Source organism: Enterobacter cloacae complex sp. P47BA, from assembly GCF_014930485.1.
Classification (GTDB): domain Bacteria; phylum Pseudomonadota; class Gammaproteobacteria; order Enterobacterales; family Enterobacteriaceae; genus Enterobacter; species Enterobacter bugandensis.
Genome location: NZ_JADBRF010000007.1, coordinates 26,107 through 45,701, shown reverse-complemented (window position 1 = coordinate 45,701; position 19,595 = coordinate 26,107). Strand labels below are relative to the sequence as shown.

General features: G+C 54.5%; 15 protein-coding genes. 4 read left to right on the top strand and 11 right to left on the bottom strand.

Annotation, left to right across the window (positions count from 1 at the left end; genetic code table 11):
- Window positions 1-2: 2 nt before the first annotated feature.
- The 4 genes from cmk to IM299_RS09145 all read right to left on the bottom strand — a co-directional run bounded on the left by cmk (window position 3) and on the right by IM299_RS09145 (window position 4,168).
- Window positions 3-686 carry a (d)CMP kinase gene (gene cmk, locus IM299_RS09160; protein ID WP_013097305.1) on the bottom strand — a complete coding sequence of 228 codons (684 nt, stop codon included), beginning with the start codon at window positions 684-686 and terminating at the stop codon, window positions 3-5.
- A 185-nt stretch (window positions 687-871) separates the two neighbouring features.
- A complete protein-coding gene (gene aroA, locus IM299_RS09155; RefSeq protein WP_045261765.1) occupies window positions 872-2,155 on the bottom strand; it encodes a 3-phosphoshikimate 1-carboxyvinyltransferase in 1,284 nt (427 codons plus the stop codon).
- Window positions 2,156-2,224: 69 nt separating this feature from the next.
- The gene (serC, locus tag IM299_RS09150; RefSeq protein WP_193357366.1) at window positions 2,225-3,313 is read right to left on the bottom strand and encodes a 3-phosphoserine/phosphohydroxythreonine transaminase; all 1,089 of its coding nucleotides are present in this window, start codon (window positions 3,311-3,313) and stop codon (window positions 2,225-2,227) included.
- A gap of 162 nt (window positions 3,314-3,475) precedes the next feature.
- The gene (locus IM299_RS09145; RefSeq protein ID WP_028012566.1) at window positions 3,476-4,168 is read right to left on the bottom strand and encodes a DUF421 domain-containing protein; all 693 of its coding nucleotides are present in this window, start codon (window positions 4,166-4,168) and stop codon (window positions 3,476-3,478) included.
- Window positions 4,169-4,295: 127 nt separating this feature from the next.
- On the opposite strand from IM299_RS09145, the gene ycaO reads away from it, so the two are divergent.
- The 4 genes from ycaO to pflA all read left to right on the top strand — a co-directional run bounded on the left by ycaO (window position 4,296) and on the right by pflA (window position 10,598).
- Entirely contained in the window at window positions 4,296-6,056 is a 1,761-nt protein-coding gene (gene ycaO / locus IM299_RS09140) for a 30S ribosomal protein S12 methylthiotransferase accessory factor YcaO (RefSeq protein ID WP_032644855.1), read from the top strand.
- A 406-nt stretch (window positions 6,057-6,462) separates the two neighbouring features.
- Complete coding sequence (gene focA / locus IM299_RS09135) at window positions 6,463-7,320, top strand: formate transporter FocA (RefSeq protein WP_028012564.1); 858 nt, start codon at window positions 6,463-6,465, stop codon at window positions 7,318-7,320.
- A 51-nt stretch (window positions 7,321-7,371) separates the two neighbouring features.
- Entirely contained in the window at window positions 7,372-9,654 is a 2,283-nt protein-coding gene (gene pflB, locus IM299_RS09130) for a formate C-acetyltransferase (RefSeq protein WP_023338210.1), read from the top strand.
- A gap of 203 nt (window positions 9,655-9,857) precedes the next feature.
- Window positions 9,858-10,598, top strand: a complete 741-nt coding sequence (gene pflA, locus IM299_RS09125) for a pyruvate formate lyase 1-activating protein (RefSeq protein ID WP_028012563.1) — start codon at window positions 9,858-9,860, stop codon at window positions 10,596-10,598.
- Window positions 10,599-10,634: 36 nt separating this feature from the next.
- On the opposite strand, the gene IM299_RS09120 is transcribed toward pflA, so the two are convergent.
- From IM299_RS09120 to rarA, 7 genes are all read right to left on the bottom strand, one after another.
- Complete coding sequence (locus IM299_RS09120; protein WP_047368209.1) at window positions 10,635-11,165, bottom strand: anti-virulence regulator CigR family protein; 531 nt, start codon at window positions 11,163-11,165, stop codon at window positions 10,635-10,637.
- A 122-nt stretch (window positions 11,166-11,287) separates the two neighbouring features.
- Window positions 11,288-12,436, bottom strand: a complete 1,149-nt coding sequence (locus tag IM299_RS09115) for an MFS transporter (RefSeq protein ID WP_045261768.1) — start codon at window positions 12,434-12,436, stop codon at window positions 11,288-11,290.
- A 275-nt stretch (window positions 12,437-12,711) separates the two neighbouring features.
- Window positions 12,712-13,575: a dimethyl sulfoxide reductase anchor subunit family protein gene (locus tag IM299_RS09110; protein ID WP_028012560.1), complete on the bottom strand. Its 864-nt coding sequence runs from the start codon at window positions 13,573-13,575 to the stop codon at window positions 12,712-12,714.
- Window position 13,576: 1 nt separating this feature from the next.
- Window positions 13,577-14,194: a DMSO/selenate family reductase complex B subunit gene (locus tag IM299_RS09105; RefSeq protein ID WP_014883208.1), complete on the bottom strand. Its 618-nt coding sequence runs from the start codon at window positions 14,192-14,194 to the stop codon at window positions 13,577-13,579.
- A 10-nt stretch (window positions 14,195-14,204) separates the two neighbouring features.
- On the bottom strand, window positions 14,205-16,649 hold the full coding sequence (dmsA, locus tag IM299_RS09100) for a dimethylsulfoxide reductase subunit A (protein ID WP_193357365.1): 2,445 nt from the start codon (window positions 16,647-16,649) through the stop codon (window positions 14,205-14,207).
- Between the two features lie 211 nt (window positions 16,650-16,860).
- Window positions 16,861-18,153, bottom strand: a complete 1,293-nt coding sequence (serS, locus tag IM299_RS09095) for a serine--tRNA ligase (protein WP_008499983.1) — start codon at window positions 18,151-18,153, stop codon at window positions 16,861-16,863.
- Between the two features lie 92 nt (window positions 18,154-18,245).
- A complete protein-coding gene (rarA, locus tag IM299_RS09090; RefSeq protein ID WP_041910631.1) occupies window positions 18,246-19,589 on the bottom strand; it encodes a replication-associated recombination protein RarA in 1,344 nt (447 codons plus the stop codon).
- Between the last annotated feature and the right edge of the window lie 6 nt (window positions 19,590-19,595).

Here is a 19,595-nt window from a genome sequence, read left to right as displayed (position 1 = left end):
GATTACGCGAGTGCCAGTTTTTGGCGCGCATATTGTAGCGCTTTTTCAATCACTTGCTCAATAGTTAAACTGGTTGAATCCAGAACTAATGCATCTTCTGCAGGAACAAGCGGTGCGACGGCGCGGTTACGATCGCGGTCATCGCGCTCTTTTATCTCGGATAAAAGGCGATCAAAGTTAACACTAAACCCCTTTTCCTGCAACTGAAGCATACGGCGTTGAGCACGTTCTTCCGAAGAGGCGTCAAGGAAGATTTTTACTGGCGCATCAGGGAAGACTACGGTTCCCATGTCGCGTCCATCAGCGATCAGACCCGGGGCTTCACGAAACGCTCGCTGGCGACGCAGCAGCGCCTCGCGAACGCGTGGGAAAGCCGCCACCTGGGAGGCCGCATTAGCGACTTCCTGCGTACGGATTTCACCGCTCACATCTTCCCCTTCCAGGATCACTTCCAGGTTGCCATCGGTAGAAACAAAACGCACATCCAGATGAGCAGCCAGCGGTACCAGCGCTTCTTCAGAGGCGACATCCACGTGATGATGCAGCGCAGCCAGCGCCAGCACGCGATAGATTGCTCCCGAATCTAAAAGATGCCATTGCAATGCTTCCGCCATCGCTTTGCACAGAGTACCTTTCCCTGCGCCACTCGGCCCATCAATGGTGATTACCGGGGCAACTGCCGTCATCTTTTTCTCCTTAAATAAGGCATACCGTTAACATGAACGCCGCGCATTATACGCGCCAACGTGCGCAACTGTTACCTTTGCGTGCAAATTACGGAATGATAGAAGCAGAGTGTAGAAGAAATGAGCGGGAAAGATCGTCAGGAAGCGTAAGGAAATGCCGCATCAGGTGATGCGGCAAGACTTCATCATGCCAGGGTGCTAATGCGCGCCAGCTGTTCGAAATAGTCCGGGAAGGTTTTCGCCGTACATTTCGGATCGAGAATGGTCACAGGGGTATCGGACAGCGCCACCAGCGAGAAACACATCGCCATACGGTGATCGTTATAGGTCCCGATTTCAGCAAAGTTCAGTTTTGCCGGCGGCGTGACGCGAATGTAATCTTCGCCCTCTTCTACCTCAGCGCCGACTTTACGCAACTCGGTTGCCATCGCGAACAGGCGGTCCGTCTCTTTTACGCGCCAGTTATAGATGTTGCGCAGCGTGGTGGTGCCTTTGGCAAACAGCGCCGCCGTGGCAATGGTCATCGCCGCATCCGGGATATGGTTCATGTCCATGTCGATGGCGTTCAGCTCACCGTGGGTACAGGAGATGAAATCATCCCCCCAGGTGACAACCGCGCCCATTTTTTCCAGCACGTCAGCAAAACGAATATCGCCCTGCACGCTGTTGCGGCCAATGCCGGTCACTTTTACCGTACCGCCTTTAATCGCGCCAGCGGCAAGGAAATAGGATGCGGATGAAGCATCGCCTTCAACCAGGTAGTTGCCCGGCGACTGGTACTGCTGCGCGCCGCGAACCACGAAACGCTGATAAGACTGGTTTTCAACCTCAACGCCGAAGGTTTTCATCAGATGCAGCGTAATATCAATATACGGTTTGGAGACCAGCTCACCTTTAATCGTGATAACCGTATCCTGCGGGGCCAGCGGCGCGGTCATCAGCAGCGCCGTCAGGAACTGGCTGGAGACGCTGCCGTCAACCTCGACGGTACCGCCGGTAAAGCCCCCGCGCAGACGCAGTGGCGGGTAATTTTCCTGCTCCAGATACTCAATCTGCGCGCCGCCCTGACGCAGGGCATCTACCAGATGGCCGATCGGACGTTCCTTCATGCGCGGCTCGCCGGTCAGCACGATGTTATTGCTCCCGAGGCACAGGGCCGCCGCCAGCGGACGCATCGCGGTACCCGCGTTACCCAGAAACAGCTCAAGCTCGTCACTCGCCTGCAGCGCGCCGCCGTTGCCGGTCACTTCGCAGCGGGTGCGATCGTCAGAGAGTGTGTAATGAACGCCCAACGCTTTCAGCGCATTGAGCATATGGCGCACGTCATCGCTGTCCAGCAGGTTGGTGAGGACGGTGGTGCCGTTTGCCAGAGCTGCCAGCAGCAGAGCGCGGTTCGAGACACTTTTTGAACCAGGCAGATTGATGGTGCCATCTACCCGCGCGATAGGTTGTAACGTCAGGGATTCCATGAAAACTAAACTCTCAACTCAACATAATAAAAACCCCGCAGGGACGCTGCGGGGGTGAAAAACAGCAAATTAACCGTGACGACGTTCGAAGTCGATCATGAAATCGGTCAGAGCTTTAACCCCTTCCAGCGGCATGGCGTTATAAATGGAAGCACGCATCCCGCCAACCACACGATGGCCTTTCAGCGCGTGCAGACCCGCCGCGAACGACTCTTCCAGGAACACGCTGTCCAGGCTGCTGTCTGCCAGCTGGAACGGTACGTTCATGCGGGAACGGTTCGCTTTCGCCACATCGTTACGGTAGAAATCGCTCTTGTCGATCACGCCATACAGCAGTTCGGCTTTCTGCTGATTGATCTTGTCCATCTGCGCCACGCCGCCGTTTTGCTTCAGCCATTTGAAGACCAGGCCGGAGAGATACCAGGCAAACGTAGGTGGGGTGTTGAACATGGAGTCGTTGTCATTCAGGACGGTGTAATCCAGGATTGACGGGCAGGACTTATGGGCTTTCCCCAGCAGGTCTTCACGGACGATGACAATAGTCAGCCCAGCAGGACCGATGTTTTTCTGAGCACCTGCGTAAATGACGCCGTAGCGGCTGACGTCCAGCGGAGTGGACAGAATGGTTGAAGAGAGGTCCGCCGTCACAATGACATTGTCGCCAAAGTCTGGCTCTTCGTGAATGGCGATGCCGTCGATGGTTTCGTTCGGGCAGTAGTGGAGATACGCGGCGTTGTCAGACAGCTGCCACTCGCTCATCGGCTTCACGGCGCGCAGACCGTCAACGGTCACTTTGGCGTCGATAACGTTCGGCGTGCAGTATTTGTGCGCTTCTTTTACCGCACTGGCTGCCCAGTAGCCGGCATCGACGTAATCAGCGGTGGTTTTGTCGCCCAGCAGATTGAGCGGGATGCCCGCAAACTGGCCGCGTCCACCGCCGTGACAGAACAATACTTTGTAGTTCGAGGGAATGTTCAGCAGATCGCGAAAATCCTTTTCTGCCTCTTCCGCCACCTGAATAAACGCTTTACCACGGTGGCTGATTTCCATCACCGACGTACCCAGACCGTTCCAGTCACACAGCTCCTGTTGAGCCTGTTTGAGCACGTCTGCCGGTAACATTGCCGGACCTGAACTGAAATTAAAGACTTGAGCCATTTCCCCTCACCACGCTAAAAGCCATAAGTTATAACTGTGGATATCGGTTTTATCATTCAGTGACACGCGCCGCAATGTCTAAAACTTATGACCGGGGAAATGTGCCCTTCGTCACACAAAACAATCTGCCGCCTCGTCGTCACAAAACCGACAAAATCGCTGTCAGACGAGGCGTTTAGCCCGGCTAACCTTTGTCCATTCCGGATTTGCACAACGAGGGCATAATTGATGATCGCCCGCATGCATCCCCACAACATGACTACATTTTATACATGCATACTCCCCGGTTTCAGGTATCACCCTGAACCGTTCTACTAACATATCCGGCAGGATACACAGGCCGGGCTTAACGTCGTCATCAGCATAGTAATAGACGCTGATTTGCCCATTGGTTTCCATGATCGCCAGCCGCACCTGTCCGAGCTGTTCAACGCTATTCAGGCGCAGCTCCATAAAGAACTCAAACTCGGTCATATTGGCGCTTTGCACATTTTCCCAGGCCAGCTGACCGTCCTCGACAATAACGACCGGTTTCCCTTCAAGCAGATCTTCCAGCTTTTCACTTTTTGACATCAGCCACATCACCAGCCGGTAAAGCAAGGCGAGGGAAACAAAAACGATAAACACCGGCACCATCGGCACGTCGTCATAAAACGCGACGTCCCCCGCCGCCGAGCCCAGCGTCAGGATGATCAGCACTTCAAACAGCGACATCTGACGAACGCCACGACGGCCGGTAATTTTGAGAAACAGGAAGACGAGTACGAAGGTATACAGGCTGCGCAGCGCCACTTCGCCCAGAAATTCAGGTGGAACTTTATCAAACGCCATCCGCTGGAGATCAAATGCTTTCATTTTTCTATGCCTTAACAGTCAGTTACTGCTACTAAGCATAGCCCAGCCATTTATTTTCGCCGGAGATAGCACCCGTCACGCAAAACCCGTATCATTGCGCGCTTTACGTACGATAAAAGTGAACGCCATGACTCAAACGTTTATCCCCGGCAAAGACGCCGCTCTGGAAGATTCCATCGCTCGCTTCCAGCAGAAACTGACCGACCTGGGCTTTAACATCGAAGAAGCCTCCTGGCTGAACCCGGTGCCTCACGTCTGGTCCGTGCACATTCGCGACAAAGACTGCGCGCTCTGCTTTACCAACGGTAAAGGTGCGACGAAAAAAGCGGCACTGGCCTCTGCGCTGGGTGAGTATTTTGAGCGTCTGTCCACCAACTACTTCTTCGCTGACTTCTGGCTGGGTGAAACCATCGCCAACGGCCCGTTCGTTCACTATCCGAACGAAAAATGGTTCCCGCTGACCGAAGACGATGAACTGCCGGAAGGCATTCTGGATGCCCGTCTGCGTGCCTTCTACGATCCGGAAAACGAACTGACCGCCAGCATGCTGATCGATCTGCAGTCTGGGAATGAAGAGCGTGGGATCTGCGCCCTGCCGTTCACCCGTCAGTCTGACGAGCAAACCGTGTATATTCCGATGAACATCGTCGGCAACCTGTATGTGTCCAACGGTATGTCCGCCGGTAACACCCGCAATGAAGCGCGCGTGCAGGGTCTCTCTGAAGTCTTCGAGCGTCATATCAAAAACCGCATTATCGCCGAATCCATCAGCCTGCCTGAAATTCCGGCAGACGTGCTGGCGCGCTACCCGGGGGTGGTGGAATCCATCGCCAAACTGGAAGCCGAAGGTTTCCCAATCTTTGCGTATGACGGCTCGCTGGGCGGTAAATATCCGGTTATCTGCGTCGTGCTGTTTAACCCGACTAACGGAACCTGCTTCGCCTCCTTCGGCGCGCATCCTGACTTCGGCGTGGCGCTGGAGCGTACCGTGACCGAGCTGCTGCAGGGCCGTAGCCTGAAAGATCTCGACGTATTCACCCCGCCAACGTTTGACGATGAAGAAGTGGCCGAGCACACCAACCTCGAAACCCACTTCATCGACTCCAGCGGTTTGATCTCCTGGGATATGTTCAAGCAGGACGCGGACTATCCGTTCGTGGACTGGAGCTTTGCCGGTACCACGGAAGAAGAGTTCGCGACGCTGATGGCGATCTTTAACGCGGAAGACCAGGAAGTGTACATTGCCGATTACGAGCACCTGGGCGTTTACGCGTGCCGCATCATCGTGCCTGGCATGTCTGATATCTATCCGGCGGAAGATCTGTGGCTCGCAAACAACAGCATGGGCGCGCACCTGCGTGAAACCCTACTCTCCCTGCCGGGCAGCGAGTGGGAAAAAGAAGATTATCTCAACCTGATAGCCCAGCTGGACGATGAAGGCCACGATGACTTTACCCGCGTGCGCGAGCTGCTGGGTCTGGCGACCGGGAAAGACAACGGCTGGTACACGCTGCGCATCGGTGAACTGAAAGCGATGCTGGCCCTCGCGGGCGGCGATCTGGATCAGGCTCTGGCCTGGACAGAATGGACCATGGAGTTTAACCAGTCGGTCTTCTCCGCCGAGCGCACCAACTATTACCGCTGCCTGCAAACCCTGCTGCTGCTTGCGCAGGAAGACGATCGCGAGCCACTGCAGTACCTGAACGCTTTCGTACGTATGTACGGTGCTGAAGCGGTTGAAGCCGCCAGCGCGGCGCTGAGCGGTGAAGAGCCGTTCTACGGTCTGCAGGCGGTTGACAGCGATCTGAAAGCCTTCCCGGCGCATCAGTCTCTGCTGAAGGCCTATGAAAAACTGCAGAAAGCAAAAGCCGCTTACTGGTCAAAATAAGCGCATATAACATTAACGGCAGTAGGCGTATTCAATCGTCTGGGCTATATTACGGGGCAATTTCATTGCCCCGTTTTTTATTCTCTTCGGCAATGATTGTTGATTGTAATAATAAAGTTAAACACGGGTAAATATAATAATATTTGCCTGGGCTTTATTGTTACTTTTTATGGTAATTACTCCATATTAATTAACTGTTTCGAAGGGGGCCGAACGAAAAAATTCAACTCTTTTCATAACTTTTAAAATTTATTTTTATACGGATAATCAAATACTTACTCCGCATTTGCTGTGAAACCATACATACTGCGGGCCTATAAGCCAGGCGAGATATGATCTATATCAATTTCTCTTCTATAATGCTTTGTTAGTATCTCGTCGCCGACTTAATAAAGAGAGAGTTAGTGTGAAAGCTGACAACCCTTTTGATCTTTTACTCCCCGCCGCGATGGCAAAAGTTGCCGAAGAAGCGGGTGTCTATAAAGCAACGAAACACCCGATGAAGACGTTCTATCTGGCGATCACCGCTGGTGTGTTCATCTCTATCGCTTTCGTCTTCTACATCACCGCCACCACCGGTACTGCCGGAATGCCTTTCGGCATGGCCAAACTGATTGGCGGCATTTGCTTCTCACTGGGTCTGATTCTCTGCGTCATTTGCGGCGCCGACCTCTTCACCTCAACGGTGCTGATTGTTGTGGCGAAAGCCAGCGGAAGAATTACCTGGGGTCAACTGGCGCGCAACTGGCTTAACGTCTACGTTGGTAACCTGATTGGCTGTCTGCTCTTTGTTCTGTTGATGTGGCTCTCTGGCGAGTATATGACCGCCAACGGTGGCTGGGGGCTTAATGTCCTGCAAACCGCTGACCACAAAATGCATCACACATTTATCGAAGCCGTTGCTCTCGGCATCCTCGCAAACCTGATGGTCTGCCTGGCGGTCTGGATGAGCTACTCTGGCCGTAGCCTGATGGATAAAGCCATGATTATGGTTCTGCCGGTTGCGATGTTTGTTGCCAGCGGCTTCGAGCACAGTATTGCGAATATGTTCATGATCCCGATGGGGATTGTTATCCGCAACTTTGCAAGCCCGGAGTTCTGGACCGCAGTTGGTTCATCCCCGGAAAGTTTCTCTCACCTGACTATTATGAATTTCATTACTGATAACCTGATCCCCGTCACTATCGGGAACATTATCGGTGGGGGTCTGTTAGTTGGGTTGACATACTGGGTCATTTACCTGCGTGGCGGCGACCATCATTAATGGTTGTCTCAGGCAGTAAATAAAAAATCCACTTAAGAAGGTAGGTGTTACATGTCCGAGCTTAATGAAAAGTTAGCCACAGCCTGGGAAGGTTTTGCGAAAGGTGACTGGCAGAATGAAGTCAACGTCCGTGACTTCATTCAGAAAAACTATACCCCGTATGAAGGTGACGAATCCTTCCTGGCTGGCGCAACTGACGCGACCACCAAGCTGTGGGACAGCGTAATGGAAGGCGTTAAACTGGAAAACCGCACTCACGCGCCAGTTGATTTTGACACCTCCGTTGCATCCACCATCACTTCTCACGATGCTGGCTACATCAACAAAGCCCTTGAGAAAATTGTTGGTCTGCAGACTGAAGCACCACTGAAACGCGCCATCATCCCGTTCGGTGGTATCAAAATGGTTGAAGGTTCCTGCAAAGCGTATAACCGCGAGCTGGACCCAATGCTGAAAAAAATCTTCACCGAATACCGCAAAACCCATAACCAGGGCGTATTCGATGTTTATACCAAAGACATTCTGAACTGCCGTAAATCTGGCGTTCTGACTGGTCTGCCAGATGCCTATGGCCGTGGCCGTATCATCGGTGACTACCGTCGCGTTGCGCTGTACGGTATCGACTTCCTGATGAAAGACAAATACGCGCAGTTCGTTTCCCTGCAGTCTGACCTGGAAAACGGCGTAAACCTGGAAGCGACTATCCGTCTGCGTGAAGAAATTGCTGAACAGCACCGCGCGCTGGGTCAGATCAAAGAGATGGCGGCTAAATACGGCTGCGATATCTCTGGTCCTGCGACCAACGCTCAGGAAGCTATTCAGTGGACCTACTTCGGCTACCTGGCCGCTGTTAAGTCTCAGAACGGTGCAGCAATGTCCTTCGGCCGTGTATCCACCTTCCTGGATGCGTACATCGAACGTGACCTGAAAGCAGGTAAAATCACCGAGCAAGACGCTCAGGAAATGATTGACCACCTGGTCATGAAACTGCGTATGGTTCGCTTCCTGCGTACCCCAGAATATGATGAACTGTTCTCTGGTGACCCAATCTGGGCAACCGAATCTATCGGTGGTATGGGCGTTGACGGTCGTACGCTGGTTACCAAAAACAGCTTCCGCTTCCTGAACACCCTGTACACCATGGGTCCTTCTCCGGAGCCGAACATCACCGTTCTGTGGTCTGAAAAACTGCCTCTGAACTTCAAGAAATTCGCCGCTAAAGTGTCCATCGACACCTCTTCTCTGCAGTACGAGAACGATGACCTGATGCGTCCGGACTTCAACAACGACGACTACGCTATCGCTTGCTGCGTGAGCCCAATGGTTGTTGGTAAACAAATGCAGTTCTTCGGTGCGCGTGCAAACCTGGCGAAAACCATGCTGTACGCTATCAACGGCGGCGTTGATGAAAAACTGAAAATGCAGGTTGGTCCTAAGTCTGAGCCAATCAAAGGCGACGTGCTGAACTATGACGAAGTCATGGAGCGCATGGACCACTTCATGGACTGGCTGGCTAAGCAGTACGTGACCGCGCTGAACGTTATCCACTACATGCACGACAAGTACAGCTACGAAGCCTCTCTGATGGCGCTGCACGACCGTGACGTTATCCGCACCATGGCGTGTGGTATCGCAGGTCTGTCTGTTGCGGCTGACTCCCTGTCTGCAATCAAATACGCGAAAGTTAAACCAATTCGTGACGAAGACGGCCTGGCCGTAGACTTCGAAATCGAAGGCGAATACCCGCAGTTTGGTAACAACGACGCTCGCGTTGATGACATGGCGGTTGACCTGGTAGAACGTTTCATGAAGAAAATTCAGAAACTCACTACTTACCGTAACGCTATCCCGACTCAGTCTGTTCTGACCATCACCTCTAACGTTGTGTATGGTAAGAAAACCGGTAACACTCCAGACGGTCGTCGTGCTGGCGCGCCATTTGGCCCAGGTGCTAACCCAATGCACGGTCGTGACCAGAAAGGTGCTGTAGCTTCTCTGACCTCCGTTGCTAAACTGCCGTTTGCTTACGCGAAAGATGGTATCTCTTACACCTTCTCTATCGTGCCAAACGCGCTGGGTAAAGACGACGAAGTGCGTAAAACTAACCTCGCGGGTCTGATGGATGGTTACTTCCACCACGAAGCGTCCATCGAAGGTGGTCAGCACCTGAACGTGAACGTAATGAACCGTGAAATGCTGCTCGACGCGATGGAACATCCTGAGAAATATCCTCAGCTGACCATCCGCGTATCTGGCTACGCAGTACGTTTTAACTCCCTGACGAAAGAACAGCAGCAGGACGTTATCACCCGTACTTTCACTCAGTCCATGTAAGTGGAATTGACTGAAATCACGCGTTAAAAAGCGTACAATAAAGGCTCCACGCAAGTGGGGCCTTTTTAACACCCTCGCTTCACCAGTCTCTTTTGTCCGCTATCTATACTTTATGGATAACAGCCAAAACAGACTCGACATAGCCTTTGAGCTGTGCAACTACACAGGCCCCCGGATGGGCCAAATTCGGAGATATCACCGCAATGTCAACTATTGGTCGCATTCACTCCTTTGAATCCTGTGGCACCGTCGATGGCCCGGGGATCCGCTTTATTACTTTTTTCCAGGGCTGCCTGATGCGCTGCCTGTACTGCCATAACCGCGACACCTGGGACACGCACGGCGGTAAAGAAGTCACCGTGGAAGATCTGATGAAAGAGGTGGTGACCTACCGCCACTTTATGAACGCATCCGGCGGTGGCGTGACCGCGTCCGGCGGTGAAGCTATTCTTCAGGCTGAGTTTGTCCGCGACTGGTTCCGCGCCTGCCATAAAGAAGGCATTCATACCTGTCTCGACACCAACGGCTTTGTGCGCCGCTACGATCCGGTCATTGATGAACTGCTCGACGTGACCGATCTGGTGATGCTCGACCTCAAACAGATGAACGATGAGATCCACCAGAATCTGGTTGGCGTTTCTAACCACCGTACGCTGGAGTTTGCTAAGTACATCGCCGACAAAGGCATCAAAACCTGGATCCGCTACGTTGTTGTTCCCGGCTGGTCAGATGACGATGACTCCGCGCATCGCCTGGGTGAATTTACCCGCGACATGGGCAACGTCGAGAAAATTGAGCTTCTGCCCTATCACGAACTGGGTAAACATAAATGGGTGGCGATGGGCGAAGAGTACAAGCTTGATGGCGTGAAGCCGCCGAAAAAAGAGACGATGGAACGCGTGAAAGGTATTCTTGAGCAGTACGGCCACAAGGTCATGTATTAAAGAGAAGGCCCGGTAAGAACCGGGCCTTTTTATATTCTATTTAAAGACGCCGTTAATTACGGAGGTCACAATCGCCGTACTCAGCGCAATTAAGACCAGGTCGTCCCCGACCACACGCCATTCATAGCCCGGGTAGGAAGGAAGCTGGCCGAGCATAGAGGCTGGTACGGTCTTCTTCGCAATGCCCGGAGGAAGCGGTTTACCGCGTGCGAGGTTTTTCGCAATCCCCGGAGGCAGAGACTCATAGCCCGTTAAGCCATAATTCAATGCCAGGTGGCGGGCATGATCGAAGCTCACGCGAGCGTCGACGTCATTACCGACATCTTTGCTGTTTTTGAAGCTCTTATCCGATTTTCCAGGGTTTTCCTTTCCGCTATTTTGCTTATTACCATGGTTACCGGAATTACCAGAATTCCCGTTACCATGATTGCCGCCATTACCTTGTCCGCCACTGTTTCCATGACCACCGCCATTCCCGTTTCCAGGATTAGCCATGACCGGAGCCGTTGCAAACGTTAAAGACAACACTACGGCAAGTGCGGTAGTGGAAAAACGACGTATAGACATGATTGTTGCCTTTTGTGGTAGAACTCATTTGAATTATCGCCAGGCGGGGAAAACAAACAATGCGTAAAAGTCTTATATGTGACAGGGACAAAAAAGCCTGTCATCGACAGGCTTTTATTTAATCAGGCGTGCGCCACAGGGGTTGGATGCTCGCCCGCTTTGCGCAGCAGCATCAGGAGATAAATAAACGACACGCTGGCAATCATGATAAACAGCAAATTGTCGGAATAATTCTGCATCAGCATCGCGGTAAATGTCGGTCCCAGCAGGCTACCGATGGTATAGCTTAATAATAGCGCCTGGTTCATTGCCACGAGCTGGTGATGTTCTACTTTCTCACAGGCCCACGCCATCGCGACCGGGTAAAGCGTGAATCCTGCGGCACCGAGAATAAACAGTGCAGGCGCCATCGCGGCGTTGCTGAGCATCGCAAGGCATCCCATGATCACCACAAAGACCTGAACGCGCAGCACCAGCAGACGACCAAAACGGTCTGCCAGGCGGCCAATCGGCCATTGCCCCACAATACCCGCACTGACCATCACCGCCATCCAGAAACCAATTCCGGAATCGCTGACGCCCTGATGATTCAGGTAGAGCGGCATCAGGCCATAGAGCGAGCCCAGTACAATTCCCGAAATAATGCAGCCGTTTACGCCCAGACGCGCCTGACGGAGTCTCAACATCGGCCAGACGTGGGTCGCTTCCTGATGTTCGCTGTTCTGGTTCACAATGCGCGTAAAGAGCAGCGGCAGGATCGCGGCCAGCACCATGCCGGTTACCCACGGCAGCACGCTCATCAGGTCGGTTGGCAGTTTGCTGACCATCAGTTGACCCAGAACGGTACCGACGTAGTAAACCATCATATAGGCCGCCAGCAGACGTCCGCGGTTGCGGGAGGTACCGCTACACATCAGCGCGCTTTCAACCACCACCCAAATCATCGCGCAGCCGACGCCGGCGATAAAGCGCCATGCCATCCAGCTCCAGAAGCCCACCATCAGACCCAGACCGGCGCACCCGGCAGCGAAAATCAGCGATGCCAGATAATAGCTGCGATTAAAGCCAAAACGCTTAATCAGGCTACCGGTTAATAATGTGCCCAACAGGTTCCCGGTAAAAAAGGACGAGCTGACCATACCCACCTGCCAGGTCGGTAAGTTTTCATGGGCGAGCCACAGCGGGACGAGCGTGTTTAACACGGCGATCGCCAGGGTCAACAGAAGCAGGCCACAGAGCAACAGGAGCACTGGCCGGGTATAGGTGGTCATGGATTAAAAACCGTGAGGAAGTTCAGATTTCGTGCGCATCATGCCACTGGCAAAAACAAAGTCAATCCACAGATTTAGCCGGCTCGCACAATATGTTCCCTGTCGATTTAAAAAACTTATCCTGCTAATGCAGCGCCTGCTATAGATATTAATTATGTATCTGTTTTTATTTATTAATGACCTAAATTAAAACAAAACGACAGTCGAAAAATTTCATGAATGAAAAAAAGAAAAGCCGGGCGCTATGTCCCGGCTTTTTATAACGAAAAATGAAATTAGCTGGCGATAGCCATACCGACCGTCATATGCAGGCCGTAAAACACACCGCGACCAATTAACTCCCCTGCCAGCACCAGCACAAAAGCCAGTGACAGGAGCGGCAGTGCAGGCTGATAACCTTTAAGCTGAGGGCCGATCCAGCACACCAGCGCAGCTGCCAGCAACACCACACGCCAGGCCATCAGCGAACCGTAATCCGGCACCAGCGCAGAAGCCTGCTGGATAGAGCTGTGAATGGTTGCCAGCTCGGCCCCCTGCATCAGGGCGACCATCGCGCTCACCACCAGCGCCAGCAGCGAAACGGCTGGCAGCAGACGCATTGCCCAACCGTTTACCCCCGCCACGCGCAGCAGCAGGTAGCCCAGCAGCGGCCCGCCGATAAACATCGTCAGGAAGAAGCTCATCGGCGTCCAGACGCTGTACCAGGTTGGAACGGTATCGATGGTGTTATAGACGCGCACCATCATCCACACGAACACCACGCCCAGTACCATGGTGACGATCAGCCACAGGCTGCGCAGGCCCGCAGGCAATTTCTTCAACGCAGCCAGCAGCCACCCCAGCCCGCCGACGGCAAAGAAGATTGCCCCGCTGGCAATTTCGTTACTGAGCGACGACGCCCCCACGCGGTTCAGGGAGTTAAACGCGCGCATCGGTGAGCCCAGGTGCAGCGTAGAGGCGATAAATCCAATCCCCATCAGCACCCACAGGCCAAACATGCTCAACACCAAACGCTGCTGCTGTTCGGCATTGAGGTTCCCTTTTAACAGCGCCAGCGCCAGAACAATGAAGCCGCCCACTACGCACTGCCCAAAGACCGTGAAGATCATCAGCGGCCATTCATGCCATCCACTTCCCATCTCACACCTCCTTCGGATTTGCCAGGTAGCCGGTGGTGTCACCCGTCGGACGGCTGTTGGCGTTAGGTTTAATGACAATACTCGGCTTGGTGAAGTGCGCTGACGGCAGCGGTGCCACAGCGGCAAGCTGACCGTGTTTCTGACGCAGCTCTTCTATCGGACCAAAATCCAGCGCGCGCAGCGGGCAGGACTCGACGCAGATTGGCTTTTTGCCGTCCGCTACGCGGCTGTGGCAGCCGTCGCACTTGGTCATATGTCCTTTGGCGGCGTTGTACTGCGGCGCGCCGTACGGGCACGCCATATGGCAGTAGCGACAGCCAATGCAGACATCTTCATCCACCACCACAAAACCGTCCTCCCGCTTGTGCATCGCCCCGCTTGGGCACACCTTAGTGCAGGCCGGATCTTCACAGTGGTTACAGGCAATCGACAGGTAATAGGCAAAGACGTTCTGATGCCAGACGCCGTTATCTTCCTGCCAGTCGCCCCCGGCGTATTCGTAAATGCGGCGGAAGCTCACGTCCGGGGTGAGATCTTTATAATCTTTACAGGCCAGCTCGCAGGTTTTGCACCCGGTGCAACGGCTGGAATCAATGAAAAATCCATACTGGGTTGTCATCGGTTACTCCTTAAACCTTTTCAACCTGGACAAGGTTTGTGTGAGACGGGTTGCCTTTCGCCAGCGGCGACGGACGCTGCGTGGTCAGGACGTTAATACTGCCTGCCTGGTCGATGCGGTTGGCATCCGGGCTGTACCAGGCCCCTTCCCCCAGTGCCACTACGCCAGGCATCATGCGCGGTGTCACTTTGGCTTCAATGTGTACCTCGCCGCGACCGTTAAAGATACGCACGCGATCCCCGTTACGGATACCACGTGCTTTGGCATCCATCGGGTTGATCCACATCTCCTGGCGGCAGGCGGCCTTCAGTACGTCAACGTTACCGTAGGTGGAGTGCACGCGCGCCTTGTAGTGGAAACCGGTCAGCTGCAGCGGGAATTTCGCCGTCAGCGGATCGTTATAGTTTTCGAACCCCGGCGTGTAGATCGGCAGCGGATCGATAACATCTCCTTCCGGCAGCTCCCAGGTAGACGCGATTTTTGCCAGCGCTTCGGAGTAGATTTCGATTTTGCCCGACGGCGTGGTCAGCGGATTCGCCTGCGGATCTTCACGGAACGCTTTATACGCCACGTGATGCCCTTCCGGGTCACGCTGCTTGTACATGCCCTGCTTGCGGAAGGTGTCGAAGTCCGGCAGGTCTGGAATGGCTTTGCGGGAGAGCTCATGCAGATGGCGCATCCATCCTTCCTGAGTACGCCCTTCGGTAAACTGCTGTTCGACGCCCAATCGCTTCGCCAGTTCGGAGGCCATCTCATAGATGGTTTTGCACTCGAAGCGCGGCTTGATGGCCTGGTCGGTAAAGATCACGTAGGACATGTTGCCGCAGGAAGCGTCCAGCGCGAAATCCATCTGCTCAGACGCGGTGCAGTCCGGCAGCAGAATATCGGCATATTTTGCCGAGGAGGTCATGTGGCAGTCGATCACCACAATCATCTCGCACTTCTTGTCGTCCTGCAGAATTTCATGGGTGCGGTTGATTTCCGAGTGCTGGTTGATAAGGCAGTTGCCGGCGTAGTTCCAGATCATCTTGATCGGCACATCCAGCTTGTCTTTGCCCCGAACGCCGTCGCGCAGCGCGGTCATTTCCGGGCCGCGCTCGATCGCGTCAGTCCACATAAACATGGAGATGCTGGTCTGAACCGGGTTATCCAGCGTCGGCATCCGCTCAAACGGCACTTCATAAGAACCTTCGCGCGCGCCGGTGTTACCGCCATGAACGCCGACGTTGCCGGTCAGAATTGAAAGCATAGAGATAGCGCGGGTGGCGATTTCACCGTTCGCATGACGCTGCGGTCCCCAGCCCTGGCTGATGTAGGCCGGTTTAGCTGAACCAATCTCACGCGCCAGCTGAACAATGCGCTCGACCGGAATACCGGTGATGGTGGAGGCCCACTCCGGCGTTTTCGCTACGCCGTCGCTGCCCTGGCCGAGAATATATGCCTTGTAGTGACCATTGGCAGGGGCACTGGCTGGCAGCGTTTTCTCGTCATAACCGACGCAGTATTTATCAAGGAACGGCTGATCGACGAGGTTTTCAGTAATCATCACCCACGCCAGCGCGGAAACCAGTGCCGCATCGGTACCAGGACGAATGGGGATCCACTCATCTTCGCGCCCGGCACCGGTGTCGGTATAGCGCGGATCGATAATGATCATGCGGGCATTAGATTTGGCGCGGGCCTGTTCGAGGTAGTACGTCACCCCGCCGCCGCTCATGCGGGTTTCGCCCGGGTTGTTACCGAACAGGACGACCAGCTTACTGTTTTCGATATCGGACGGGCTGTTGCCGTCGGCCCAGCCGCCGTAGGTATAGTTCAGACCTGCGGCAATCTGTGCAGAAGAGTAGTCGCCGTAGTGGTTGAGATAACCGCCGCAGCAGTTCATCAGACGCGCGACCAGCGTTTTACCCGGTGGCCAGGAGCGGGTCAGCGTGCCGCCCAGCGTCCCGGTGCCATAGTTCAGGTAGATGGACTCGTTGCCGTACTCTTTGATCAGGCGCTGCATGTTGGTGGCGATAATGTCGTAGGCTTCGTCCCAGCTAATGCGCTCAAACTTCCCTTCCCCACGCTTACCGACACGCTTCATTGGGTATTTCAGACGATCCGGGTTGTAGACGCGGCGACGCATGGACCGACCGCGCAGGCAGGCGCGAACCTGGTGTAACCCTTCGTAGTTATCGTCCCCGGTGTTGTCGGTTTCGACATACTTAATTTCGCCATCCACCACGTGCATACGCAGCGGACAACGGCTACCGCAGTTTACGGTACACGCACTCCACACCACTTTTTCCGGAGCTGCGGCTGCGGATAGTGCGTCCGCCGCCGACGCCAGCCGGGTAAAAGGGAGCGTGAAGGCGCTGCTGGCTACAGCCAGGCCGCCTATTGCCGTGGTTTTCATCAACCCACGGCGAGTGACCTCGGCAGCCATTAACGCTTCAGGCGCTTTGATTTTCATAGAGACTCACTTTGGTTGCTCACAAAGAAAAAAGAGGCGGCACGAACCGCTATATAGTTTTGTAAATAACGTATTTCTTCGTTATCAGCGTCTTATGCTGACTTTCATTCGGAGGAGTATTACTACTTTAGAGGGAGGGGGTATTGCGTCGTGTCAATTCAGAGGCATAAAAAAAGCGCCCGAAGGCGCTTTTTTGTTGTGAGGCAAAGAATTAGCCAATGTACTGCTGGCCTTTCATGTATGGACGCAGCACTTCAGGGATCTCGATGCGGCCATCTGCCTGCTGGTAGTTTTCCAGCACGGCAACCAGCGTACGGCCAACAGCCAGACCAGAACCGTTCAGGGTATGCACCAGACGGGTTTTCTTGTCAGATTTGCTGCGGCAGCGTGCCTGCATGCGGCGCGCCTGGAAATCCCAGACGTTAGAGCAGGAGGAGATTTCACGGTAGGTGTTCTGTGCGGGCACCCAGACTTCCAGGTCGAAGGTTTTGCAGGCACCAAAGCCCATGTCACCGGTGCACAGCGCCATGCGGCGATACGGCAGGCCCAGCAGCTCCAGCACTTTTTCCGCATGGCCAGTCATCTCTTCCAGCGCGTCCATGGATTCTTCCGGACGGACAATCTGCACCATCTCGACTTTGTCGAACTGGTGCATACGGATCAGACCACGGGTGTCGCGACCGTAAGAACCGGCTTCTGAACGGAAGCACGGAGAGTGTGCCGTCAGCTTGATTGGCAGATCGTCTTCGTCAATGATCTCATCACGCACGAGGTTGGTCAGCGGCACTTCCGCGGTTGGGATCAGCGCATAGTTGCTGCTGTCTGCTTCTTCATCCAGCGGACGAGTATGGAACAGATCGCCGGCAAATTTCGGCAGCTGGCCCGTACCGTACAGCGTATCGTGGTTAACCAGATACGGAACATAGGTTTCGCTGTAGCCGTGCTGCTCGGTGTGCAGATCCAGCATGAACTGCGCCAGGGCGCGGTGCAGATGGGCAATCTGACCTTTCATTACTACAAAGCGAGATCCGGTCAGCTTAACCGCAGCGGCGAAGTCCAGGCCCGCGTGCATTTCGCCCAGCGTCACGTGATCGCGCACTTCGAAGTCAAACTCGCGAGGCGTACCCCAGCGCTTCACTTCAACGTTGTCGTTCTCGTCTTTGCCGACAGGCACGCTGTCGTCAGGAATGTTCGGGATAGCCAGAGCGATGTCACGAATTTCGGCCTGAAGAACGTCCAGCTCCGCTTTCGCCTGATCCAGCTCTTCACCCAGCTTGTTCACTTCCAGGCGTAATGGCTCAATATCTTCCCCGCGCGCTTTCGCCTGGCCAATGGATTTCGATCGAGAGTTACGCTCTGCCTGCAGATTTTCAGTTTGTACCTGCAGTACTTTACGACGCTCTTCAAGAGCGCGCAGCTTATCTACATCCAGCTTAAAGCCCCGGCGTGCCAGTTTTTCAGCGACTGCGTCTGGCTCATTACGCAGCAGATTGGGATCGAGCATGCTTATCCTGTGCTTATCGAATTAAAATAGGAAATGTGACCACAGCCTGCGGTCACAAGGATACAATTGCCAACATTACCGCAACGATTGAACTAACGGTAGCGTTTTATAGGGCTATTTTGATCCTGTCCGGCGAGCCAGGTGAGCTTTTCACCAATCTTGCCTTCAAGACCTCTGTTTGTGGGATGATAATAGCGCGTTTGTGCCATCTCCTGCGGGAAATATTCCTCCCCGGCGGCGTAGGCGTTAGGCTCATCATGGGCGTAGCGATACTCCTGCCCGTAACCCATCTCTTTCATCAGTTTGGTTGGCGCATTGCGCAGATGAACCGGCACATCGTAGTCCGGGCGCTCGCGCGCATCCGACATCGCCGCTTTGAACGCGGTATAGACCGCATTGCTTTTCGGCGCGCAGGCCAGATAGACAATCGCCTGCGCAATGGCGCGTTCGCCTTCCGCCGGGCCTACGCGGGTGAAGCAGTCCCAGGCTGAAAGCGCAACCTGCATGGCGCGCGGGTCAGCATTGCCAACATCTTCTGACGCAATCGCCAGACAGCGGCGCGCAACGTATAGCGGATCGCCACCTGCGGTAATGATACGTGCGTACCAGTAGAGCGCCGCATCCGGCGCGCTGCCGCGCACCGACTTATGCAGCGCCGAGATCAGGTCGTAGAAACGGTCGCCTTTATTATCGAAACGCGCGCTGCGCTCGCCGGCAATTTCGGTGAGCAGTTCAGGCTTCAATACGCGCTTGCCCGCATCGTCCATTTCTGCCATATCGGCCATCATTTCGAGCGTGTTCAGCGCGCGGCGCGCATCGCCGTTGACCAGCTCCGCAATCGCACGTCGCGTGTCGTCAGGCAGAACGATATCCTGCCCGCCGTAACCCCGCGCTTTGTCGTCCATTGCCTGGGTCAGAACCTTTTCGATATCTTCCGTGGTCAGGGATTTAAGCAGGTAGACGCGGGCGCGGGACAGCAGCGCCGAGTTGAGTTCAAACGACGGGTTTTCGGTGGTGGCGCCGATGAAGAAGATCGTCCCGTCCTCAATGTGCGGCAGGAAAGCATCCTGCTGGCTCTTGTTGAAGCGGTGGACTTCATCGACAAAGAGAATGGTGCGGCGTCCGGCATTGCGGTTCTGACGCGCGCGCTCGATCGCCTCGCGGATCTCCTTCACGCCAGACGTTACCGCCGAGATACGCTCAACGTCCGCGTTGGCATAGCGGGCAATCACTTCAGCGAGCGTGGTTTTTCCGGTGCCGGGCGGCCCCCAGAGGATCATGGAGTGCAGATGCCCCGCCTCAATAGCGCGCGGCAAGGGTTTCCCCGCAGCCAGCAGATGCTGCTGACCGATGTACTGCGCTAAATTTTCTGGCCGCATACGGGCGGCCAGAGGTTGAAACGCATTATCTGAAAAATCGAGCGACAGGTTGCTCACTCACGC

Bases quoted from the DNA above. Each gene is read 5' to 3' on its own strand.
- cmk (WP_013097305.1), bottom strand. From the start codon at position 686: ATGACGGCAGTTGCCCCGGTAATCACCATTGATGGGCCGAGTGGCGCA.
- aroA (WP_045261765.1), bottom strand. From the start codon at position 2,155: ATGGAATCCCTGACGTTACAACCTATCGCGCGGGTAGATGGCACCATC.
- serC (WP_193357366.1), bottom strand. From the start codon at position 3,313: ATGGCTCAAGTCTTTAATTTCAGTTCAGGTCCGGCAATGTTACCGGCA.
- IM299_RS09145 (WP_028012566.1), bottom strand. From the start codon at position 4,168: ATGAAAGCATTTGATCTCCAGCGGATGGCGTTTGATAAAGTTCCACCT.
- ycaO (WP_032644855.1), top strand. From the start codon at position 4,296: ATGACTCAAACGTTTATCCCCGGCAAAGACGCCGCTCTGGAAGATTCC.
- pflB (WP_023338210.1), top strand. From the start codon at position 7,372: ATGTCCGAGCTTAATGAAAAGTTAGCCACAGCCTGGGAAGGTTTTGCG.
- pflA (WP_028012563.1), top strand. From the start codon at position 9,858: ATGTCAACTATTGGTCGCATTCACTCCTTTGAATCCTGTGGCACCGTC.
- IM299_RS09120 (WP_047368209.1), bottom strand. From the start codon at position 11,165: ATGTCTATACGTCGTTTTTCCACTACCGCACTTGCCGTAGTGTTGTCT.
- IM299_RS09115 (WP_045261768.1), bottom strand. From the start codon at position 12,436: ATGACCACCTATACCCGGCCAGTGCTCCTGTTGCTCTGTGGCCTGCTT.
- IM299_RS09110 (WP_028012560.1), bottom strand. From the start codon at position 13,575: ATGGGAAGTGGATGGCATGAATGGCCGCTGATGATCTTCACGGTCTTT.
- IM299_RS09105 (WP_014883208.1), bottom strand. From the start codon at position 14,194: ATGACAACCCAGTATGGATTTTTCATTGATTCCAGCCGTTGCACCGGG.
- dmsA (WP_193357365.1), bottom strand. From the start codon at position 16,649: ATGAAAATCAAAGCGCCTGAAGCGTTAATGGCTGCCGAGGTCACTCGC.
- serS (WP_008499983.1), bottom strand. From the start codon at position 18,153: ATGCTCGATCCCAATCTGCTGCGTAATGAGCCAGACGCAGTCGCTGAA.